Genomic DNA, 15,314 nt, shown 5'->3' with positions numbered 1-15,314 from the left:
AGACGATTCAGGTTTTCTCGACCCACTGTTCCCGCTTGCGATAGATCGTGGATGGAGCGATTTCCAGCTTTTTCGCGGCCTCGGTTATATTGTCATGACACAGCGCGATCGCGTGTTCGATGGCGCGTTTCTCGACAACCCACAGCGGCTCAATACCGTTGCCGCTCGGAGATGCCGCAGCAGGTGCCATGCCCGTGACGCGGGGTTGCGGAGTTGCGGGCGTCGCCTCAACTCCAGCGGACAACGCTTCGCTCCGAGGGGCAAAGCCCTGTTCGAGCGCCAGGTCTGAGGCCTCCACCGTCGACCCTTCGGCCAACACAACGCAGCGACGGACCAGGTTTTCCAGCTCCCGGACATTTCCGGGCCAGTGGTGAGCGAGCAAGGCCTGGCGGGCATCCTCGGTGAACAGCAAGGCGTCGCGACCTTCATCTTCGGCGTATCGTGTCAGGAAGGCGTCAGCGAGAGCGAGGACATCGCCGCCGCGGTCACGCAACGGCGGAAGCTCAACAGGTATGACGTTCAGGCGGAAGTAAAGGTCCTCCCGCAACTGGCCGGCGCGCACAGCGCCCCACGGGTCACGATTGGTTGCGCCAACAATCCGGATGTCGGTTTGACGAACGCGACTGTCGCCGACCCGCGCATAGGTTCCGGTTTGCAGGAAGCGCAAGAGTTTCGGCTGCAGGTCAATCGGCATTTCGCCAATCTCATCCAAGAATAGTGTGCCGCCATTCGCCAATTCCGCAGCGCCGGCCCGGTCCGATGTTGCGCCGGTGAAGGCGCCCTTTACGTGACCGAAAAGTTCGCTTTCGATCAGATCTTTCGGGATGGCGCCGCAGTTCACGGCGATAAAGGCCCTGCCGGCACGGGCACTGGAGTTGTGCACAGCGCGGGCCGCCAATTCCTTGCCCGTTCCGGTCTCGCCGGTGATGAACACGCCGGCGTTTGACGGGGCGGCCGTTTCCAATACGCGGTAGACGGCCTGCATGGGCAGGGAGGAGCCGATAAACTCCGCAAACTGGGTCTTCGGTTTGCTCTGCTCGAGCGCTCGAACGACCTTTTCCAGCTTGGATTTCTCAACCGAATTCTTCACGGTCGTGATCAGACGGTCGGCGCCAAAGGGTTTGACCAGAAAGTCCGTTGCGCCCTCGCGCATGGCATCGATGGCAACATTGATCGAGCCGTTGGCGGTGATCACGACGACCGGCGTTGTCACGCCGGATGCGCGCCACGCCTTGAGCAGGTCCATGCCGTTGGCGTCGGGCAGGTTCAGGTCGAGGAGAATACAGTCAGGTCGGCCAGCGCCCATGGCGCGTTCGCCGGCGGCCCCATCTTCGGCGATCTCGATCGCGGCCGCATCGCGTTTGAGCTGGGCCTCGTAGGTGCGGGCCAGGGACGGGCTGTCTTCAATGATCAGGACGCGGCCAATGCTCATCCTTGTTCTCCTTGGGGTGGGGTGATGTGTTTCTCGGCCTCCTGTCTGAAGGCCTCGGCGGCACGGCCCAGGTTGGCCAGCAGCCTGTCCAGAGTGCCGTCACGCTGATCCATACCGGAGGCGTGTTCCAGTCGCCCCGCGGCGTGTGACAAGGCGTCGGCGCCGACATTGCTGGCACCACCCTTGATGGCGTGGGCCTCATGTCTCAGCCTGCCCAGGTCTTGGGACTGCAGATGTTCGGTGATGGTTGCCTGCCGGTTGGCAAGCTCATCCAGGAAGATGCCGAGGACAAAGGCATACCCATCCAGGTCGTCTTCCCAGCGTTCGGTGATGCAGCCAGGATCGAGTACAGCGTGCGCGGCGATGTCGGCGGCAGGCAGCCATTTGCGTAATTCGCGTACAAGCTCGTTCAATCGGATGGGTTTGGTCAGGAATCCATTCATGCCGGCCGCCTGGGTCTGTTCCCGGTTTTCGGGCAGTGCGTGCGCTGTCAGGGCGATGATGGGAATATTGTTGCCGGACTGGCGGATCAGTCGAGACGCTTCCAGGCCGTCCATGACAGGCATTCCGACGTCCATGATAATCAGATCGAACACCTGGTCCTCAATGGCTTGAACCGCTGCCGCTCCGTCGGGAACGATTACAGGCTCGATTCCAATTCTGGCCAGCATATTGGCAACGACGACGGCGTTGGTATTGCTGTCTTCCGCCAACAGGACACGCCCCTGCAGATGTTCCGATTGGCGTTGTCTGTCAGGAGTTGACGGAGTTTCCGGGGCTGCGTCTATCGCCGGAATTCGCACACAAAAAGTGCTGCCTTCGCCCACCTTGCTGGTTGCGTCGATGTCCCCCCCCATCAGCTCCACAAGCTCCCGCGTGATGGCGAGCCCGAGGCCTACACCATCCGTCACCGAGCTGGCGCCACCGCCCTGTTGAAAGCGTGAGAACAGTTCCGGCAGACGGTCCTGGTCAAAACCTACGCCAGTATCGATGACCGAGAAGGAGAGTTGCGGTCCGTCCGGTGATGATGTCAGCCCTGCCTTGACTGTGACCGAGCCGGACGACGTGAACTTGATCGCATTGCCAACCAGATTGAACAGGACCTGGCGAACCCGGCCTGCGTCTCCGACCAGTCGCAGGGTCTCCGGAAGGTTATCGACGGCAAGGCTGATGCCCTTGTCCGCTGTTGAGTTGGAAAATATCTCGCGGACCTGGTCGAGGATGTCGTTGGGGGCGTAGGCTTCGTCGCTCAACTCGATGCGCCCGGATTCGATGTGGCTGATGTCGAGAACGTCGTCGATCAGGGTCAGCAGGCTTTCTGCGGAGCGCTCTGCCAATTTCACCATGCGTGCGGCCTCGGGGCTTAGCTCGGAGCGCTGGATCAGACCGAGCGGGCCGATGACACCATTCAGCGGCGTGCGCATTTCATGACTCATATTGGCCAGAAACTCGGTCTTGGCGGCATTCGCTTGTTCGGCCTCGGTTTTTGCCGCTCTTAGTTCGGCTTCGGTCCGCGCCCTTTCTGATACGTCTCGCACGACCGCATGCACCAGAACCTCTCCGTCTGCCTCAAATGTTCGTGCATTCACTTCGGTTGGAATTTCGACGCCTGACTTGTGCAGGAAGCGGATGTCCAGGCGGGTGTCTCCCGCTTCCCGGACCTTCGCGATTGCGGTCTTGGCCACTGCGTGGTCGTCGACCGGGTGGAGCGTTGGAAGACGCATGCCGATCAATTCATCCCGCTTCCAGCCGACCAGTTGTTCCGCACTCTCGTTTACATCGATGATCTTTCCATCCAGCGAATGGATGAAGATCGCGTCGCCGGAGCTCTCGAACAGGTCGCGATAGCGCTGGCGGGAATTCTTGAGTTCTGCTTCGGCGGCCAGGCGCTCTGTGATGTCACGCAGGTAGGCTGTAAAATACGTCTGATCGGTAAGGTGGACGGGCGTGATCGCCAGCTCGACCATTAGTTCGCGTCCATCCTTGTGCAGGGCGGGAACTTCGATGCGCTTTCCCAAGACGGCATGGGCTCCTGATTGCAGGTATTTCTCCATGCCTGAGAAATGTGCATTGCGCAGCTTCTCGGGCACCAGGATTTCGGCCATGCATTGCCCCAGCACGGCGCCGCGCTTGTGACCAAAGGTTCGTTCAGCTGCTTCGTTGAACTCCACGATCAACCCGGCGGAGTCGATAATGATGATGCAGTCGAGGGCCGCCTGGAAGAGCGCAGCTCGCAAAGCGGCATCCGCGTCCTCGGCGTGTTGGTCATGAGAGCCCACGGCTAACCTCCCGAGTGCCCCTGTTGTCGATGAGGTTGTTTTGGCGTGTGTCATCCCGGATCTCCTTCTCGCAGTGCTGGGCGCTGCAAGGGGAGGGCCGGGTCTTGTGGGGCGAGATGTGACCTTTGATCAAAGGTTTAGTGGGATCTCGCCCGACACGATTTGTTGCATATTGCAGTGTCATTGCAATATGCAACACCACATTTTTTCATTTTGCAACCACCATTATGGGGTGTTTGCGTCAGTAAGCGCCCCGTGCGGACACAACAGCGAGAGGCGTCCGGGCAAGAATGACAAGATCCGTGATCAGTGTCCGCGTCTTGAGATAGCGCACATCCATCTCGACCATTTTCTGGAACGGAATGTCAGCGCGACCGCTCACTTGCCAGATGCCGGTGATACCGGGCTTGCCACAAAGGCGCTCGCGATCCAATGCGGAATACCTCTCCACTTCGCGCTGTAGTGCCGGGCGAGGGCCGACAAGCGACATGTCCCCGCGCCAGACGTTGAAAAGCTGGGGTAACTCATCGATCGAATACTTTCGGATCCAGCGACCGATGCCGGTTACGCGGGGGTCGTGCTTGAGTTTGAAGGTGACGCCATCGTCACGATCATTAGCCTGTAGAAGCTGATCCAGCCGGGCCTCTGCGTCGGTGTACATGGATCTGAATTTGAACATCTCGAAAGTCGTTCCGTCTTCGCCGACCCGTTGTTGGCGGAACAATACCGGGCCACGGCTTTCCAGTCGGATCGAGAGCGCTGTGAGCAGAAGGACTGGCGAGAGTGCGGTGATGGCCAGGGCGCTGGCGGAGAGGTCGAGTGCGCGCTTGAGGGCCAGGCTGAGTGTTTTTCGGCGAGCCGCTGAGCGTCGTTTCCAGCCATGAGCCAGCGCTCGTGCGACAAAGGCGATGTTTCCGAGAAGGTATCGTTTCCACATCCGGCGTGGTTCCTGGATCAGCCGGTAGGCCCATTCGAGGCGGGTTTTGCGTACCCATGCCGGTGCGCGGGGCGTTGCGCCGGAGACGAAATCGAACAGGCCGCCGACACCTGCCAATAATGGAGCATTGATGCGGGCGCCTACCCTGGCCAGCCAGGTATCCTGAACAGGAACACCCATCGCGACCAGCACCACGTCCGGGCGTGCCACATTGATCTGGTCGATAATGGCGGTTTCGTCCTGTGGGCCGAAATACCCATGTTGGGTGCCTGCGATGCGCAAGCCTGGACAGGTTTTCACCGCCGCCTGCGCCGTAGCTTCCGCGATCCCTGGCCGCCCGCCGAGGAAGAATACCGATTTGTCGGCATCGCGCAGAGCGTCACAGAGTTTGGGAAACAAGTCCGTGCCATTGAGATCATGTTTGATCGGATCTCCACCGAGGCGGCTGGCCATCTCAATGCCGATGCCGTCCGGCAGAACCAAGGTGCACGACTCCAGGGCTTGGCGATACTGCCAGTCCGTTGATGCGACATTGGCGCAATGCGCATTCAGGAAGGCAATACGAGTCTTGGCCCTGTGGTTGAGGCGTTCAATCAGGAGATCGATGGTCTCTGACTGCGACAAGGTAAGAAGCTGGAGCCCCAGGACATCGGTTGTCGGGCCGACCTCCTCTCTTGTCGGTTGGCAAAAGGTCGTCGTCTGGGGCTTGAATGCAGCGATCGAGGCCAGGCTTTCATCCGATGCGGTCAGCGGCAAATCAACCATGTTATTACTCCTTGAACTTCACTCGGAGTGCTTCAAGCTGAGAACCAGTTTTGCAGAATAGTATCTAAGTGTATGTTTTAATGATTTTAATTCGAATATAGAAGTGAAGGTGGCGCGCAGTTGATTTTCAAAATGCAATGGTCAGAGGCGTGATTTGCCAGATCTGTCTCGCATATCGCGAATTCCGATCGTGCTGCCTGAAAGAAGGGAATTCATAAACTGCTGAAATTATTCATATAAATAGATTTCCAGGTGTCTGGCGCCGGAATTGAAACCTCAGGATCAACGAAAGGACACTTTCATGATCCAGTTGGTGGTAGACAGACTCCGCTCGCACACCTTGCTCAGGAATGTTGGTTGGCTGGCGTCCGCTGAAATGGTCTCCCGCGTCACCCGGATCCTCGCAGCGATCTGTCTGGCGCGCATGCTCACACCGATTGAGTTTGGCACGGCTGCTGTGGCGATCACCGTGTTCGAGCTCGTACGGGTGTTCAACCAGAACGGTATCGGCGCAGCAGTTGTTGCCGCAGATGAAGACGATTTGCCGGCGCTGATGCGCACGGCTCATCTGGCTGGATGGGCGACATGCCTTGTTCTGACAGGCGTGCAGGTGCTCGTGGCCGGTATCGTCGCGCGCTCGACCGGGTCGGGCGAGGTCGCCTTGATGATCGTCTGTTTGGCCGGGGTCTATCTGGTCATGCCGGCGGGTGTTCCGCACGGGTGGATGCTGCAGCGTCAGCAGCGCATGTCGCGCCTCGCGACCGTCAATGCGGTCCAGGTCTCGACGGACAATATACTGACCGCGGGCCTTGCGCTTACCGGTTTCGGGCCGTGGGCGATTGTCCTGCCGAAACTCCTGACCGCTCCACTGTGGTTGATTGGAGTGATGTGGGGGCGGCCCTGGCGTCCGGACCGAAGCGCTGGTTTCTCATCTCCGCGCAAGCTGGTGGTTTTCGCAGCCCCGGTCCTGGGATCCGAATTGCTCAATGCAGCACGACTTCACGTTGACAAGCTGATTATCGGTGCGGTCTGCGGGCTTGAGTTGCTGGGGGTCTACTACTTCGCCTTCAACGCCGGATTAGGCCTCTCATCGGCCTTGTCGACAGCCTTCAATGGCGCGTTTTATCCCAATCTTTGCGCGGCCATTCGAGCCACCGGGTCGGCAGTCGCGGCATTCCGCGAGGGCCTGCGGACTGTTGCGGCGCCTCTGGCAGGTGTTTTCCTGCTGCAGGCCGCTGCGGTGCCCTTCTATGTCCCCTTGGTCTTTGGCGAGGAATGGTCTTTCGCCATCCCCCTGATCGCTGTTCTCTGCCTGAGCGGGCCTGCCAAGCTCCTGACCGATGCCTGTGCGCTGCTGCTGCGCGCATCCGGCCTGCCCCGGTTTGAGTTTCTCGCCGTGTTCGCCTCAACAGCCGTCTGCCTGGGGGCAATTCTGATGGGCGCCCAGATCGGTCTGGTCGCCGCCGCCATCGCGCTCGCGCTCGCAGCGACCCTGATCGCGCTGGCTCTTTATCCCACCGTCCTGACACTCAACGCCCGCAGCCCTCATTCACGTCTCGAAAGGAGCCAAATCCATGATTAGTCATCCGACAATCTCAGTGGTCATGCCCGTCTTCAACGCACGGGCGACGATCACCAAAGCCGTGCTCTCGGTTCAAGCACAGACATTCCGCAATTGGGAACTGATCCTGGTAGATGATGGCTCCTCTGATGACACGCTCGAAATCGCTTTGGGCCTGGAGGCGCTGGATGAGCGTATCAGGGTAACCGCGCAGGAGAACGCGGGTCCCGCTGCTGCTCGCAATGTGGGGATCAAGTTGTCGCGGGGTCGGTTGATCGCCTTCCTTGACGCAGACGACCACTGGCATAGGGATCGGTTGGGGGCGTGTCTGGCGCACTTCAGCCGCAACCCGCATGTCGGTGTGGTCTACACGCGTGTTGCGTTGCTGGACGGGGATGGTCAGGCCGCGCGGCGACCGACGCCACATTTTGATGTTCTCACGCCGGCACAATTATTGTCCGAGAACCCGGTCTGCACGACATCGAATATCGTTGTGCGAACGAGCGTGATCGAGCAGGTGGGCGACTTCGACCCGCGCATGGCGCATATCGAGGACCAGGATTTCCTGTTCCGGGTGGCCAGCAAAACCTCGTTCACGCTGGAAGGTATTGATCGGGTGTTGCTGGACTATCGTGTGTCGGACCAGTCGCGTTCCGCCGATCTCGCGCTGACCGCCAAGAGCTGGCGCCTTTTCATGGCCCGGGCCAGGGCCATTGCGCCGCAACTGGTGGACCCGATCTGGCGTGGGCTGGTCGCGGACTTCCATCGCAACCAGGCGAGACGGGCTTTGAGAAGCGGATTGCCGGCAACAGCGTTGGCGCTGATTGCCCGAGCCTGTTCTGCGGACCCTCTGATCTTTTGCCGAATGCCGTGGCGCGTCGGCCTGACCCTGCTGGCAGCGCTGGCCATGTTTCTGCCCATCCCCCGTATCAAGGAGTATGTACGATGACCTCTCCAATCGTTTCTGTTGCCATGCCTGTTTACAATGTCGAGAGATATGTCGAGGCGGCGGTCGAGAGTGTCTTGGCCCAGACCTATGAGAATCTTGAACTACTCATCATTGATGATGGCGGTTCAGACAATTCAATCGAGCTTTGCCGGGCGTTCATTGACCCGCGGGTTCGTATCATCAGCCAGGAAAATCGGGGGCTCGCAGGGGCACGCAATAGCGGAATTCGCTATGCCCGTGGGGAGATCATCGCCTTCCTGGATTCGGATGACTTGTGGCACCCCCAGAAGCTGGAGCGGCATCTGGAGCATTTGCGCGAGAGGCCGGACGTGGGCGTTAGTTTTTCCGGGGCCAAGCTGATCGATGAGCGGGGCGTGCCCCTGGGCATGGAACAGCGCCCTCGGCTGACCAATATCTCGGCGCGCGACATTTTCCAGCGAAACCCGGTGAGTAATGGGTCCACGCCCGTTATCAGACGCGCGGTCTTTGATAGCATTGCGCAACCCTCTTCCCGGTTTGCAGGAGAAACGGAATGGTTCGATGAACGTCTGAAACAGTCTGAGGATATCGATTGCTGGTTGCGCATCGCCTTGCAGACTGATTGGCAGTTTGAGGGCATCCCGGGAGCTCTCACCGGTTATCGTGTCAATGCGGGCGGGCTTTCGGCCAATATCGAGGCGCAATTCGACAGCTGGCTGTACGTTCGCAACAAGGTGCGAGGGATTTCGCCGCATTTCGCACGTCGCTGGGAGGCGGCCGCTGAAGCGTTCCAGCTTCGTTATCTCGCGCGTCGAGCCGTACGGATGCGCGATCGGGGTCTAGCATTGAAATTGACAACCAGGGCTCTGATGAAGGCACCGGTCGCACTGCTTCGCGAACCGGTGAAAACGGCAACAACACTTCTGGCGGCGATCGCCCTCAGGATTATGCCGGAAGCTGTCTTCGCGCAGCTCGAGGCAATCGCCTTGCCGGGTGCAGCGCCTGCAAACTAGGCGCCAGCCGCCAGTGTCAGATCACAGATTGGTAGATTTTCAGATGGGCGTCCGCGATGGACGCCCAGTTATATTGGCGCTCAACCTTACGGGCGCCATTCTTGCCCAATTCGGCAGCCCAGCTCGGGCGGCCTAGCAACTCAGTGACCGCGTTGGCGACAGCCAGCGTGGAGGGCTCGATGAGCAGGCCGTCTTTGCCGGACTCGATTACGGATTGCAGGGCAGGAATATCGGCGGCGATCACCGGTTTCTCGAACGACCAGCCCTCCAGATATACGACGCCGAGGCTTTCTTCGGTCGACGGGACGCATACCAGGCTGCACGCTGCCAGCGCGGACTTCTTGTCGGCGTCTGTGAGCGGGCCAGTCACTAGGATGCGGGGATCCTGATGTTGGGAAAACAGCGCGCTTGCCTCGGATGTAACCGGGCCGGCGAATACAAATCGCGCGGTCGGGTGTTGTTCCCAGATCCGGGGCGTTGCTTCCAGAACGGTGCCATAGCCCTTGTATTGCGCGGTGCGGCCCAGAAAGAGAATGAAGGGGTCCTCGCCCAGGGCGTGATTTTCTCGGAACCGTTGAGGTTCGGGGACATCTTCGGCGAACAAGGGCGCCATGGGGCAGACATGGACGCGCGATGGCGACGCTCCCTGACCGATCAGCCATTCGCGCTCAAAATCAGTCATGGCGATGAGAGCATCCGCCTTGCGATACAGTGCGCGAAACTGAGGTGATGACCAGGCGGTCCCGGTCGGTTTGGTTGTATGGGCGAGAGGCGTCCAGACAAACGGCTTGCCGAGCGCCTGCAGTGCCTGGGCGCCGGGCGTGAAGCCATTGTAGATTGCATGCGCAACGGTCGCTCCGTCGGCGATGTTTTGAAAACTCGATCGGGCGAGGCGGCGTGCCAGGTGGCCATAAACACCCCTGGCAATGCGTGACCGCTTCGACGCTTCAGCGAGGAGCCGAATACCGCCCTTCCAGGAATTTGCGGGGGCGATGGTGTGAACCAGCATGTCATCGTCGCGCACGCATCGCGGTTCGGCGTAGGCAAAGGCAAGGTCAGTTGGGCGTGCCTCTTCATCGCAGCACCGGGCGACTTCGATCGGAACCTGGAGGGCGAGTTCCTGTGCCAGGCGGCGGGAGTGCAGTTCAGCTCCTCCCATGCCCGGCCAATAACGCGGAACGAACAGCAACGGACGGACTGGGTGGCTCATGTCGTGGGCCTCTCAAATGAATTCGACGTGCGTTTTTCCGAGGCTTCGCGCATTGCAAGCCCCATTACGACCATGCCCGGCCAGAACAGATAAGTGAGGATCTCCAGGTTCTCACCGATCGTAAACAGGGCGAGCAGGAGGGTGATTGCGAACGCAGCGCGTCCAATTCTGCTGGACAGGGCCAAAAGGGCAAACTCCAGCAGACTCCAGAGCAGGGGAAGGGCCAGTGCTGCAACGCCGACGGCCCCCTTCACAAACAGCAATCCGAACCAGGTGTGGTGGCTGCCGATGGGCATGTATTCGACCAGATGCGGTCCGCGCTCGACGACACCGTGTCCCCAGACAGGAGCTTCATTCCACCAGCGATCAATCGCGATCCGACCCAGTGCTTCCCGAACGCGGTTGGAGTTCGCGCGCATGCCACGCAGGCCTGCATAGGCGGCGTTGAGCTGGGTAAGGATGAAGGGCGAGAACAGACCGGCCAGGAATGCGGGAACTGCTGCGCCAAGCCACAGGATGCTTCTGCGCAATTGCGAGACGCCGAAAGCGGTCGGCCAGACGATGACCGCCGTCAACAGCCCCAGGCGGGATTTGGACAGGATGATAATGGCCAGGGCTGCCAGGACGCCCGTGACTTTCCAGAACGTTCGACGGTCTTCCAGGGCGAGGATGAGGTAGAGGTTGCCGATCAATCCAGCCGCCGGGGACCAGGGTGTGAAGAAGCGCCAGCGCGGCAATCCATCCATCGGGTCGATGGAATACAGCTGAACCGCAAAGAATTCGGGCCCTGGCCCGCCAACGAAACGGAAGGGGGAGACAAACAGGACTTCAGGAAGTCCAACCATCGGAGCGACATAGAGGACGGGCGTGAGGAGCAGGGTGATCAGCGAGGTCAAGCCTGCCGCCTTCAGGATGGTTTCGAAGCGAATGTCCAGGCACGCGCCGGCGAGGGTGAACATCGCGAACAGGGCCCAGCCTTTTGCCCATCCGATGGAGGACTTGATGGTCTGCCCTGTCGACAGCTCGAAGCTCCAGTGGCCGACCCAGAGTGCGATCAGCATGACCACCATGCCGGCCGTCCAGATCCATACACCGATTGGAATGTTGGGCGGTGCGGGACGCGGGGTTGTGGGTGTCCTGACATATTTGCGGACCAGGACAATCGCGGTCAGGCAAACACCGAGAACCGGGCCGAGGACATACAGTCCTCCGATCATGTAGACCGGCCAGGTCGCGGCGAGTGCAAGCGCGACTAGATAATCTTCCACAGCGCGCGGATGAGCGGCAGGCGAAGCCACAGCAGCAATACTCCCATGCAATAGAGGAAAAAGCCTCCGACTGCTGCGAGGGCAGCGATTTTCTTGGAGGGGGATGACGGGCGATCCGGGCGCGCTGGCGGTTCCAGCAACTGCGCCAGAGGATAGGATGCGAAGACATCGGCACGGGACGTGTCCAGACGCGCCAGGGCGGAGGCGAAAACCGTTTCGGCCACCTGGTGCTCGCGCAGCAGGGCGTCCAGGCGAGCTGCGACCGGAGCGAGTTGTTCGACACGCTGTTCGTTGCGGATCAGCCGGTCCTGCAGCGAACGGGCTTCCGTGCGCGCACCTTCTGCCTGCGCCGACAGGTCCACGACCTGGCGCAGCAGTTCCGCGCGTTCGTCATCGAGCTGGATTTCGGCCAGACGCAGAAGGCCGTACCCGGCTGCCCCGAGCAGGGCTTCGCCCCGCGCATTCAGGGCATCGAACAGTCCGGCATGACGTTCTGTCTCTGCCCGCATTTCAGGATGATTGCGGCCGTACATGTTTTCAAAGCCGGCCAGCAGAGTCGCGCTTTCGGACAATTGCGCAAGCAGGGCGTCGAAGATGGCATCGCCGCGCAATACCAGTACGCGCGCGGCAACGTCCTCGGGCAGGTCGATCAACTCGCCCAGGCGCGCGGAGCGGCGAGACAGTGCGCGTGCGTTGTTGATGGCGACATCAAGCGTGCGTTCAAGCTCGTCTGTTTCTGTCACCAGCGACTGGTATTGTTCAATCGAGATGAGGCCGCTTTCCGCCTGGAATTCCAGCACGGCCTGGCGCGTTGCAACGACATTGCGTTCATACCCGGCCAGGCTCTCACGATAGGCAAGATCGCGGGCATCCAGCTCCTCCTGGCGCAGTGCGTCGAGATTGCTCTGGAATGCCGTGAGCAGGGCATTGGCGGCGTGGAGCGCGCCTTCCGGATCATTTTCAGTCAGTCGGACATAGATCAGCGGAGTCCGGTCAACCAGCCTGACACGCGTGGTGGCAAAATCCTCAGCCGGCACATTGGCGAGCCGGGCCGCGGCTCCGCGGATCCGGTCAGATTGCAGCAGGCGCTTGTAGTTTTCGGTCGGGCTCAGTGACGTACTCGAGAACGCGGACGAGGTCGCGGTCGTCGCTTGCCCCAGCTCTGTCAGGTTTACGTTGGCGCCCGCGCCGGATCCGGGAAGGATCAGGGTGAAGCCGCTAACATAGGTCTTTGGAGTCGTCAGGTAGTAGAAGCTCGCAGTGCCGCCGAAAAACAGGGCGCCGATCAGGAGAACCATGACATAGCGCAGCCACCGGCGGGGTCCGCCAGAGCCGACGACCAACCGCCCTAGGAGGGACGAACGGGCGGTGGCGAAGTCCGCGTCGCGCAGCAGGGTTCGAGGAGTGTCGCGCGGCGGTGGCTCTGGCGGGTTCGGGATCAGCGGTCGTTTCATCGGGACGCTCCGCTGAGAATGGTCAAGTTGATCGCGGGGTTCAGGACGCCACTGAAGGCGCTGATCACGTCGCGAACATTGGTGACATGAGAGTCGTAACAGGCGATGGCGTCCCCGGGCAGAAGAATGGGGTTGAACGCATCGCGATCTGCCCGGCGAACCAGGCCCTCGATCGAGCGGGCGATAACTTCGCTTTCGCCGGTTACCGGATTGCGGGAGATGAGGACGGCCCAGCGGTCTGCGTTGGTCGCCTGCGTGCCGCCGACACAGTTGGCGGTCACCAGGGCCTGCAGGAACCGGGTTCCGTAGGGCAGGCTGGTTGTGTCGCGGTTGATGGCGGACTGGGAGTTCGACGAGGCCGGGGTCGTCAGGTTTGACATGAACACGCGAATGCCCGGTATGGTAACCCGGCTCGGTCGAGCCAGCGCTTCCTGGAAACATCCTCGCGAGGGGACGTGGATCTGGTCACCGGCGGCCAGCAGCGGGTCCATGACCCGTTGGCCGCTGAATGCACCGGACATGTCGTAGATCTGGCGCTGACCATCGCGGACCAGAACAACGTGTCGAACGTCGGCATCCGGGCGCAAGCCCGAGGCCGCGGACAGGGCGGAGATGAGCGTACGACCCGACGAGATGTCGCCCTGGGCGTCAACACGCGTACCCTGTACGGCATCGGCCTGCCGGTCGTTGAGGAACTGGTCTCCAGGCTGGAAAACTGCGCCCGATACATAGACCTGGACGGGGGCCCACTGGGCCACATCCAGATCAATCTGCAGAAAACCGGCGCGATACAAGCCGGCCTCGATAAACATTTCCGCCAGCAAGGCTTCAACAACCTCCACCGAGAACCCGGCTGCGGGGACCGGCGGCAGGTGCGGCACGGACAAATGTCCATCAGCAGCAATGATGTAACTTCCGTTGAACATCTCGCCGGCCGGGACGCTCAGGCGAAGCATGTCACCGGGCGACAGGGGCGGAGTATCCAGAACCGAACTTGCTGCGTAGCTCAGCCCCTCCACGGTGGACATCGGCAGGTCTGCATCCGCGCAGCGTGCCAGGTCTCCATAGCGGCCCTGCCCGCGCAGCGGGACCTCCGCGACGTTGGTCATCGGGCGCCGCGCGGTGGTGTAAGCCTGGGTTGTCAGGTCGACAGTATTGCGCGGTTCCTCGAACGCGGTAGCGCAGGATGCCAGAGTCAGGGCCAGGGGGAGAGCGAGCAGCGCTTTCATCGATCAAGCCCTGCCAGCGGAGCGTTGGGCCAGGGCACTGGCGATGTGGTTGGCGAGTTCGATCGCCGTTTGCGGGCAATTGCAATCGATGGTCTTGACCGTCTCGCTGCCCTCATTGCGCGCTTCGACAAACACGCTGCGCGGGTTCGGGCGCTCGAAAACCACATTCAGATAATCAAACAGTGCCCGGTCGAATGCCCGGATCTGGTTGGGCGAGGATAGTTTGAAGTCTTTGCGCATCTTGGCCTCCTGCCCTTGGAGGTCGCAAGTCGCGGGCCAGCATTATGTGGGCAAATAAATCAATTAAAATAAATACTTAGAGTTATCCCTCGTGGGGTGTGATGCGATATGCGTGTTGCAATTCGCAAATGGCGAGAAAGGCTTTTGCAAAATGCAAAAGAAATTGGATGTGCCATAGCCGGATTTCGACATAATTACACAATATCAGAGAGTTGTGGGAACGGTCTGGTGTTTGAAACGTCACAGGTAGATAGCGAGAGGACAGCCCATGCGTCACATCACCATCAGCCTTCCAGTCGTCCCGGTCATGAAGTGCGTGGTGCTTGTCTGGTGCGTTTTGCTGCTAGGAAACGCGGCCGCACTGGTGCTTGTTCACCGGCTCGACATTGGAGATGCGTGGGGCCTGGTCACCCTGTTTCACTTCGACCGCGAGCAGAATTTGCCCACCCTGTACTCGGTCTTGCTGCTTCTTGGCGGGTCGATGCTGGCATTCTTCCACGCCCGTAACGACGGATTGGTCGAGATTGACCGCTCCGGCTGGGTTTTGATAGCGGCGATACTTCTGTTTCTCGCGATTGATGAATTTGCATCAATTCATGAGCGGGTAGACGCGGCATTACACTATTACATCGAGTCTGGGTTTTTGCCGTACGCCGCGTGGCCGCTTCCCTATGCGGCTGCGGCTGCACTGGCTGGATGGAGGCTCCTACCTTGGCTTGTTCGTCAGAACAGGCGCTTGATTTTGGCACTGCTGGTCGCCGGTTCAGTGTATGTCTCCGGAGCAGCCGGCGTTGAACTCATCGCTGGTGAATATATCGCCACGATCGACCCTGATCGGTCCGGTGTGGTCGATCTCAAGCGGGATTTGCTCGCAACCGTGGAGGAATCACTCGAAATGATGGGTCTTATGCTCATGTTCTGGGCACTGGCCTGTTCGGCAAGCGACAATCGTGAGCATTGAGTCCTGTCAGTATTCGCCTGACATCCTCGCCACTCAG

Annotated in this window: 12 protein-coding genes; 4 read left to right on the top strand and 8 right to left on the bottom strand. The window is 60.3% G+C overall.

What is annotated here, in order from left to right:
* Positions 1–7 precede the first annotated feature (7 nt).
* The 3 genes from SIC17_RS06630 to SIC17_RS06620 all read right to left on the bottom strand — a co-directional run bounded on the left by SIC17_RS06630 (position 8) and on the right by SIC17_RS06620 (position 5,413).
* Complete coding sequence (locus SIC17_RS06630; RefSeq protein ID WP_291896687.1) at positions 8–1,432, bottom strand: sigma-54-dependent transcriptional regulator; 1,425 nt, start codon at positions 1,430–1,432, stop codon at positions 8–10.
* Positions 1,429–3,711 carry a PAS domain-containing sensor histidine kinase gene (locus tag SIC17_RS06625; RefSeq protein ID WP_291896685.1) on the bottom strand — a complete coding sequence of 761 codons (2,283 nt, stop codon included), beginning with the start codon at positions 3,709–3,711 and terminating at the stop codon, positions 1,429–1,431. The genes SIC17_RS06630 and SIC17_RS06625 overlap by 4 nt, the downstream gene beginning before the upstream one ends.
* A gap of 241 nt (positions 3,712–3,952) precedes the next feature.
* Positions 3,953–5,413: a WecB/TagA/CpsF family glycosyltransferase gene (locus SIC17_RS06620; RefSeq protein WP_412546753.1), complete on the bottom strand. Its 1,461-nt coding sequence runs from the start codon at positions 5,411–5,413 to the stop codon at positions 3,953–3,955.
* A gap of 301 nt (positions 5,414–5,714) precedes the next feature.
* Between SIC17_RS06620 and SIC17_RS06615 the strand changes: the two genes are divergently transcribed.
* The 3 genes from SIC17_RS06615 to SIC17_RS06605 are packed head-to-tail and all read left to right on the top strand — an operon-like array spanning position 5,715 to position 8,915.
* The gene (locus tag SIC17_RS06615; RefSeq protein WP_412546752.1) at positions 5,715–6,995 is read left to right on the top strand and encodes an oligosaccharide flippase family protein; all 1,281 of its coding nucleotides are present in this window, start codon (positions 5,715–5,717) and stop codon (positions 6,993–6,995) included.
* The gene (locus SIC17_RS06610; protein WP_291896677.1) at positions 6,988–7,923 is read left to right on the top strand and encodes a glycosyltransferase family 2 protein; all 936 of its coding nucleotides are present in this window, start codon (positions 6,988–6,990) and stop codon (positions 7,921–7,923) included. The genes SIC17_RS06615 and SIC17_RS06610 overlap by 8 nt, the downstream gene beginning before the upstream one ends.
* Complete coding sequence (locus tag SIC17_RS06605) at positions 7,920–8,915, top strand: glycosyltransferase family 2 protein (protein ID WP_291896675.1); 996 nt, start codon at positions 7,920–7,922, stop codon at positions 8,913–8,915. The genes SIC17_RS06610 and SIC17_RS06605 overlap by 4 nt, the downstream gene beginning before the upstream one ends.
* Before the next feature lie 16 nt (positions 8,916–8,931).
* Here SIC17_RS06605 and SIC17_RS06600 read toward each other — a convergent pair whose 3' ends face one another.
* The 5 genes from SIC17_RS06600 to SIC17_RS06580 are packed head-to-tail and all read right to left on the bottom strand — an operon-like array spanning position 8,932 to position 14,316.
* On the bottom strand, positions 8,932–10,074 hold the full coding sequence (locus SIC17_RS06600; protein WP_412546908.1) for a glycosyltransferase family 4 protein: 1,143 nt from the start codon (positions 10,072–10,074) through the stop codon (positions 8,932–8,934).
* Between the two features lie 47 nt (positions 10,075–10,121).
* Entirely contained in the window at positions 10,122–11,423 is a 1,302-nt protein-coding gene (locus SIC17_RS06595) for an O-antigen ligase domain-containing protein (RefSeq protein ID WP_412546751.1), read from the bottom strand.
* The gene (locus tag SIC17_RS06590) at positions 11,378–12,847 is read right to left on the bottom strand and encodes a GumC family protein (RefSeq protein ID WP_291896666.1); all 1,470 of its coding nucleotides are present in this window, start codon (positions 12,845–12,847) and stop codon (positions 11,378–11,380) included. Before SIC17_RS06590 ends, SIC17_RS06595 begins: the two co-directional genes overlap by 46 nt.
* A complete protein-coding gene (locus tag SIC17_RS06585) occupies positions 12,844–14,076 on the bottom strand; it encodes a polysaccharide biosynthesis/export family protein (RefSeq protein ID WP_291896664.1) in 1,233 nt (410 codons plus the stop codon). The genes SIC17_RS06590 and SIC17_RS06585 overlap by 4 nt, the downstream gene beginning before the upstream one ends.
* A gap of 3 nt (positions 14,077–14,079) precedes the next feature.
* Positions 14,080–14,316: a hypothetical protein gene (locus tag SIC17_RS06580; protein WP_291896662.1), complete on the bottom strand. Its 237-nt coding sequence runs from the start codon at positions 14,314–14,316 to the stop codon at positions 14,080–14,082.
* 268 nt (positions 14,317–14,584) lie between these two features.
* Between SIC17_RS06580 and SIC17_RS06575 the strand changes: the two genes are divergently transcribed.
* The gene (locus tag SIC17_RS06575; protein ID WP_291896660.1) at positions 14,585–15,277 is read left to right on the top strand and encodes a hypothetical protein; all 693 of its coding nucleotides are present in this window, start codon (positions 14,585–14,587) and stop codon (positions 15,275–15,277) included.
* Positions 15,278–15,314 lie beyond the last annotated feature (37 nt).

The organism is Maricaulis sp. MIT060901 (genome assembly GCF_047123815.1).
In the GTDB taxonomy this organism is placed as follows: domain Bacteria; phylum Pseudomonadota; class Alphaproteobacteria; order Caulobacterales; family Maricaulaceae; genus Maricaulis.
This window is presented reverse-complemented; position numbering and strand designations above follow the sequence as displayed.

Bases quoted from the DNA above. Each gene is read 5' to 3' on its own strand.
- SIC17_RS06630 (WP_291896687.1), bottom strand. From the start codon at position 1,432: ATGAGCATTGGCCGCGTCCTGATCATTGAAGACAGCCCGTCCCTGGCC.
- SIC17_RS06620 (WP_412546753.1), bottom strand. From the start codon at position 5,413: ATGGTTGATTTGCCGCTGACCGCATCGGATGAAAGCCTGGCCTCGATC.
- SIC17_RS06615 (WP_412546752.1), top strand. From the start codon at position 5,715: ATGATCCAGTTGGTGGTAGACAGACTCCGCTCGCACACCTTGCTCAGG.
- SIC17_RS06610 (WP_291896677.1), top strand. From the start codon at position 6,988: ATGATTAGTCATCCGACAATCTCAGTGGTCATGCCCGTCTTCAACGCA.
- SIC17_RS06605 (WP_291896675.1), top strand. From the start codon at position 7,920: ATGACCTCTCCAATCGTTTCTGTTGCCATGCCTGTTTACAATGTCGAG.
- SIC17_RS06600 (WP_412546908.1), bottom strand. From the start codon at position 10,074: ATGGGAGGAGCTGAACTGCACTCCCGCCGCCTGGCACAGGAACTCGCC.
- SIC17_RS06590 (WP_291896666.1), bottom strand. From the start codon at position 12,847: ATGAAACGACCGCTGATCCCGAACCCGCCAGAGCCACCGCCGCGCGAC.
- SIC17_RS06585 (WP_291896664.1), bottom strand. From the start codon at position 14,076: ATGAAAGCGCTGCTCGCTCTCCCCCTGGCCCTGACTCTGGCATCCTGC.
- SIC17_RS06580 (WP_291896662.1), bottom strand. From the start codon at position 14,316: ATGCGCAAAGACTTCAAACTATCCTCGCCCAACCAGATCCGGGCATTC.
- SIC17_RS06575 (WP_291896660.1), top strand. From the start codon at position 14,585: ATGCGTCACATCACCATCAGCCTTCCAGTCGTCCCGGTCATGAAGTGC.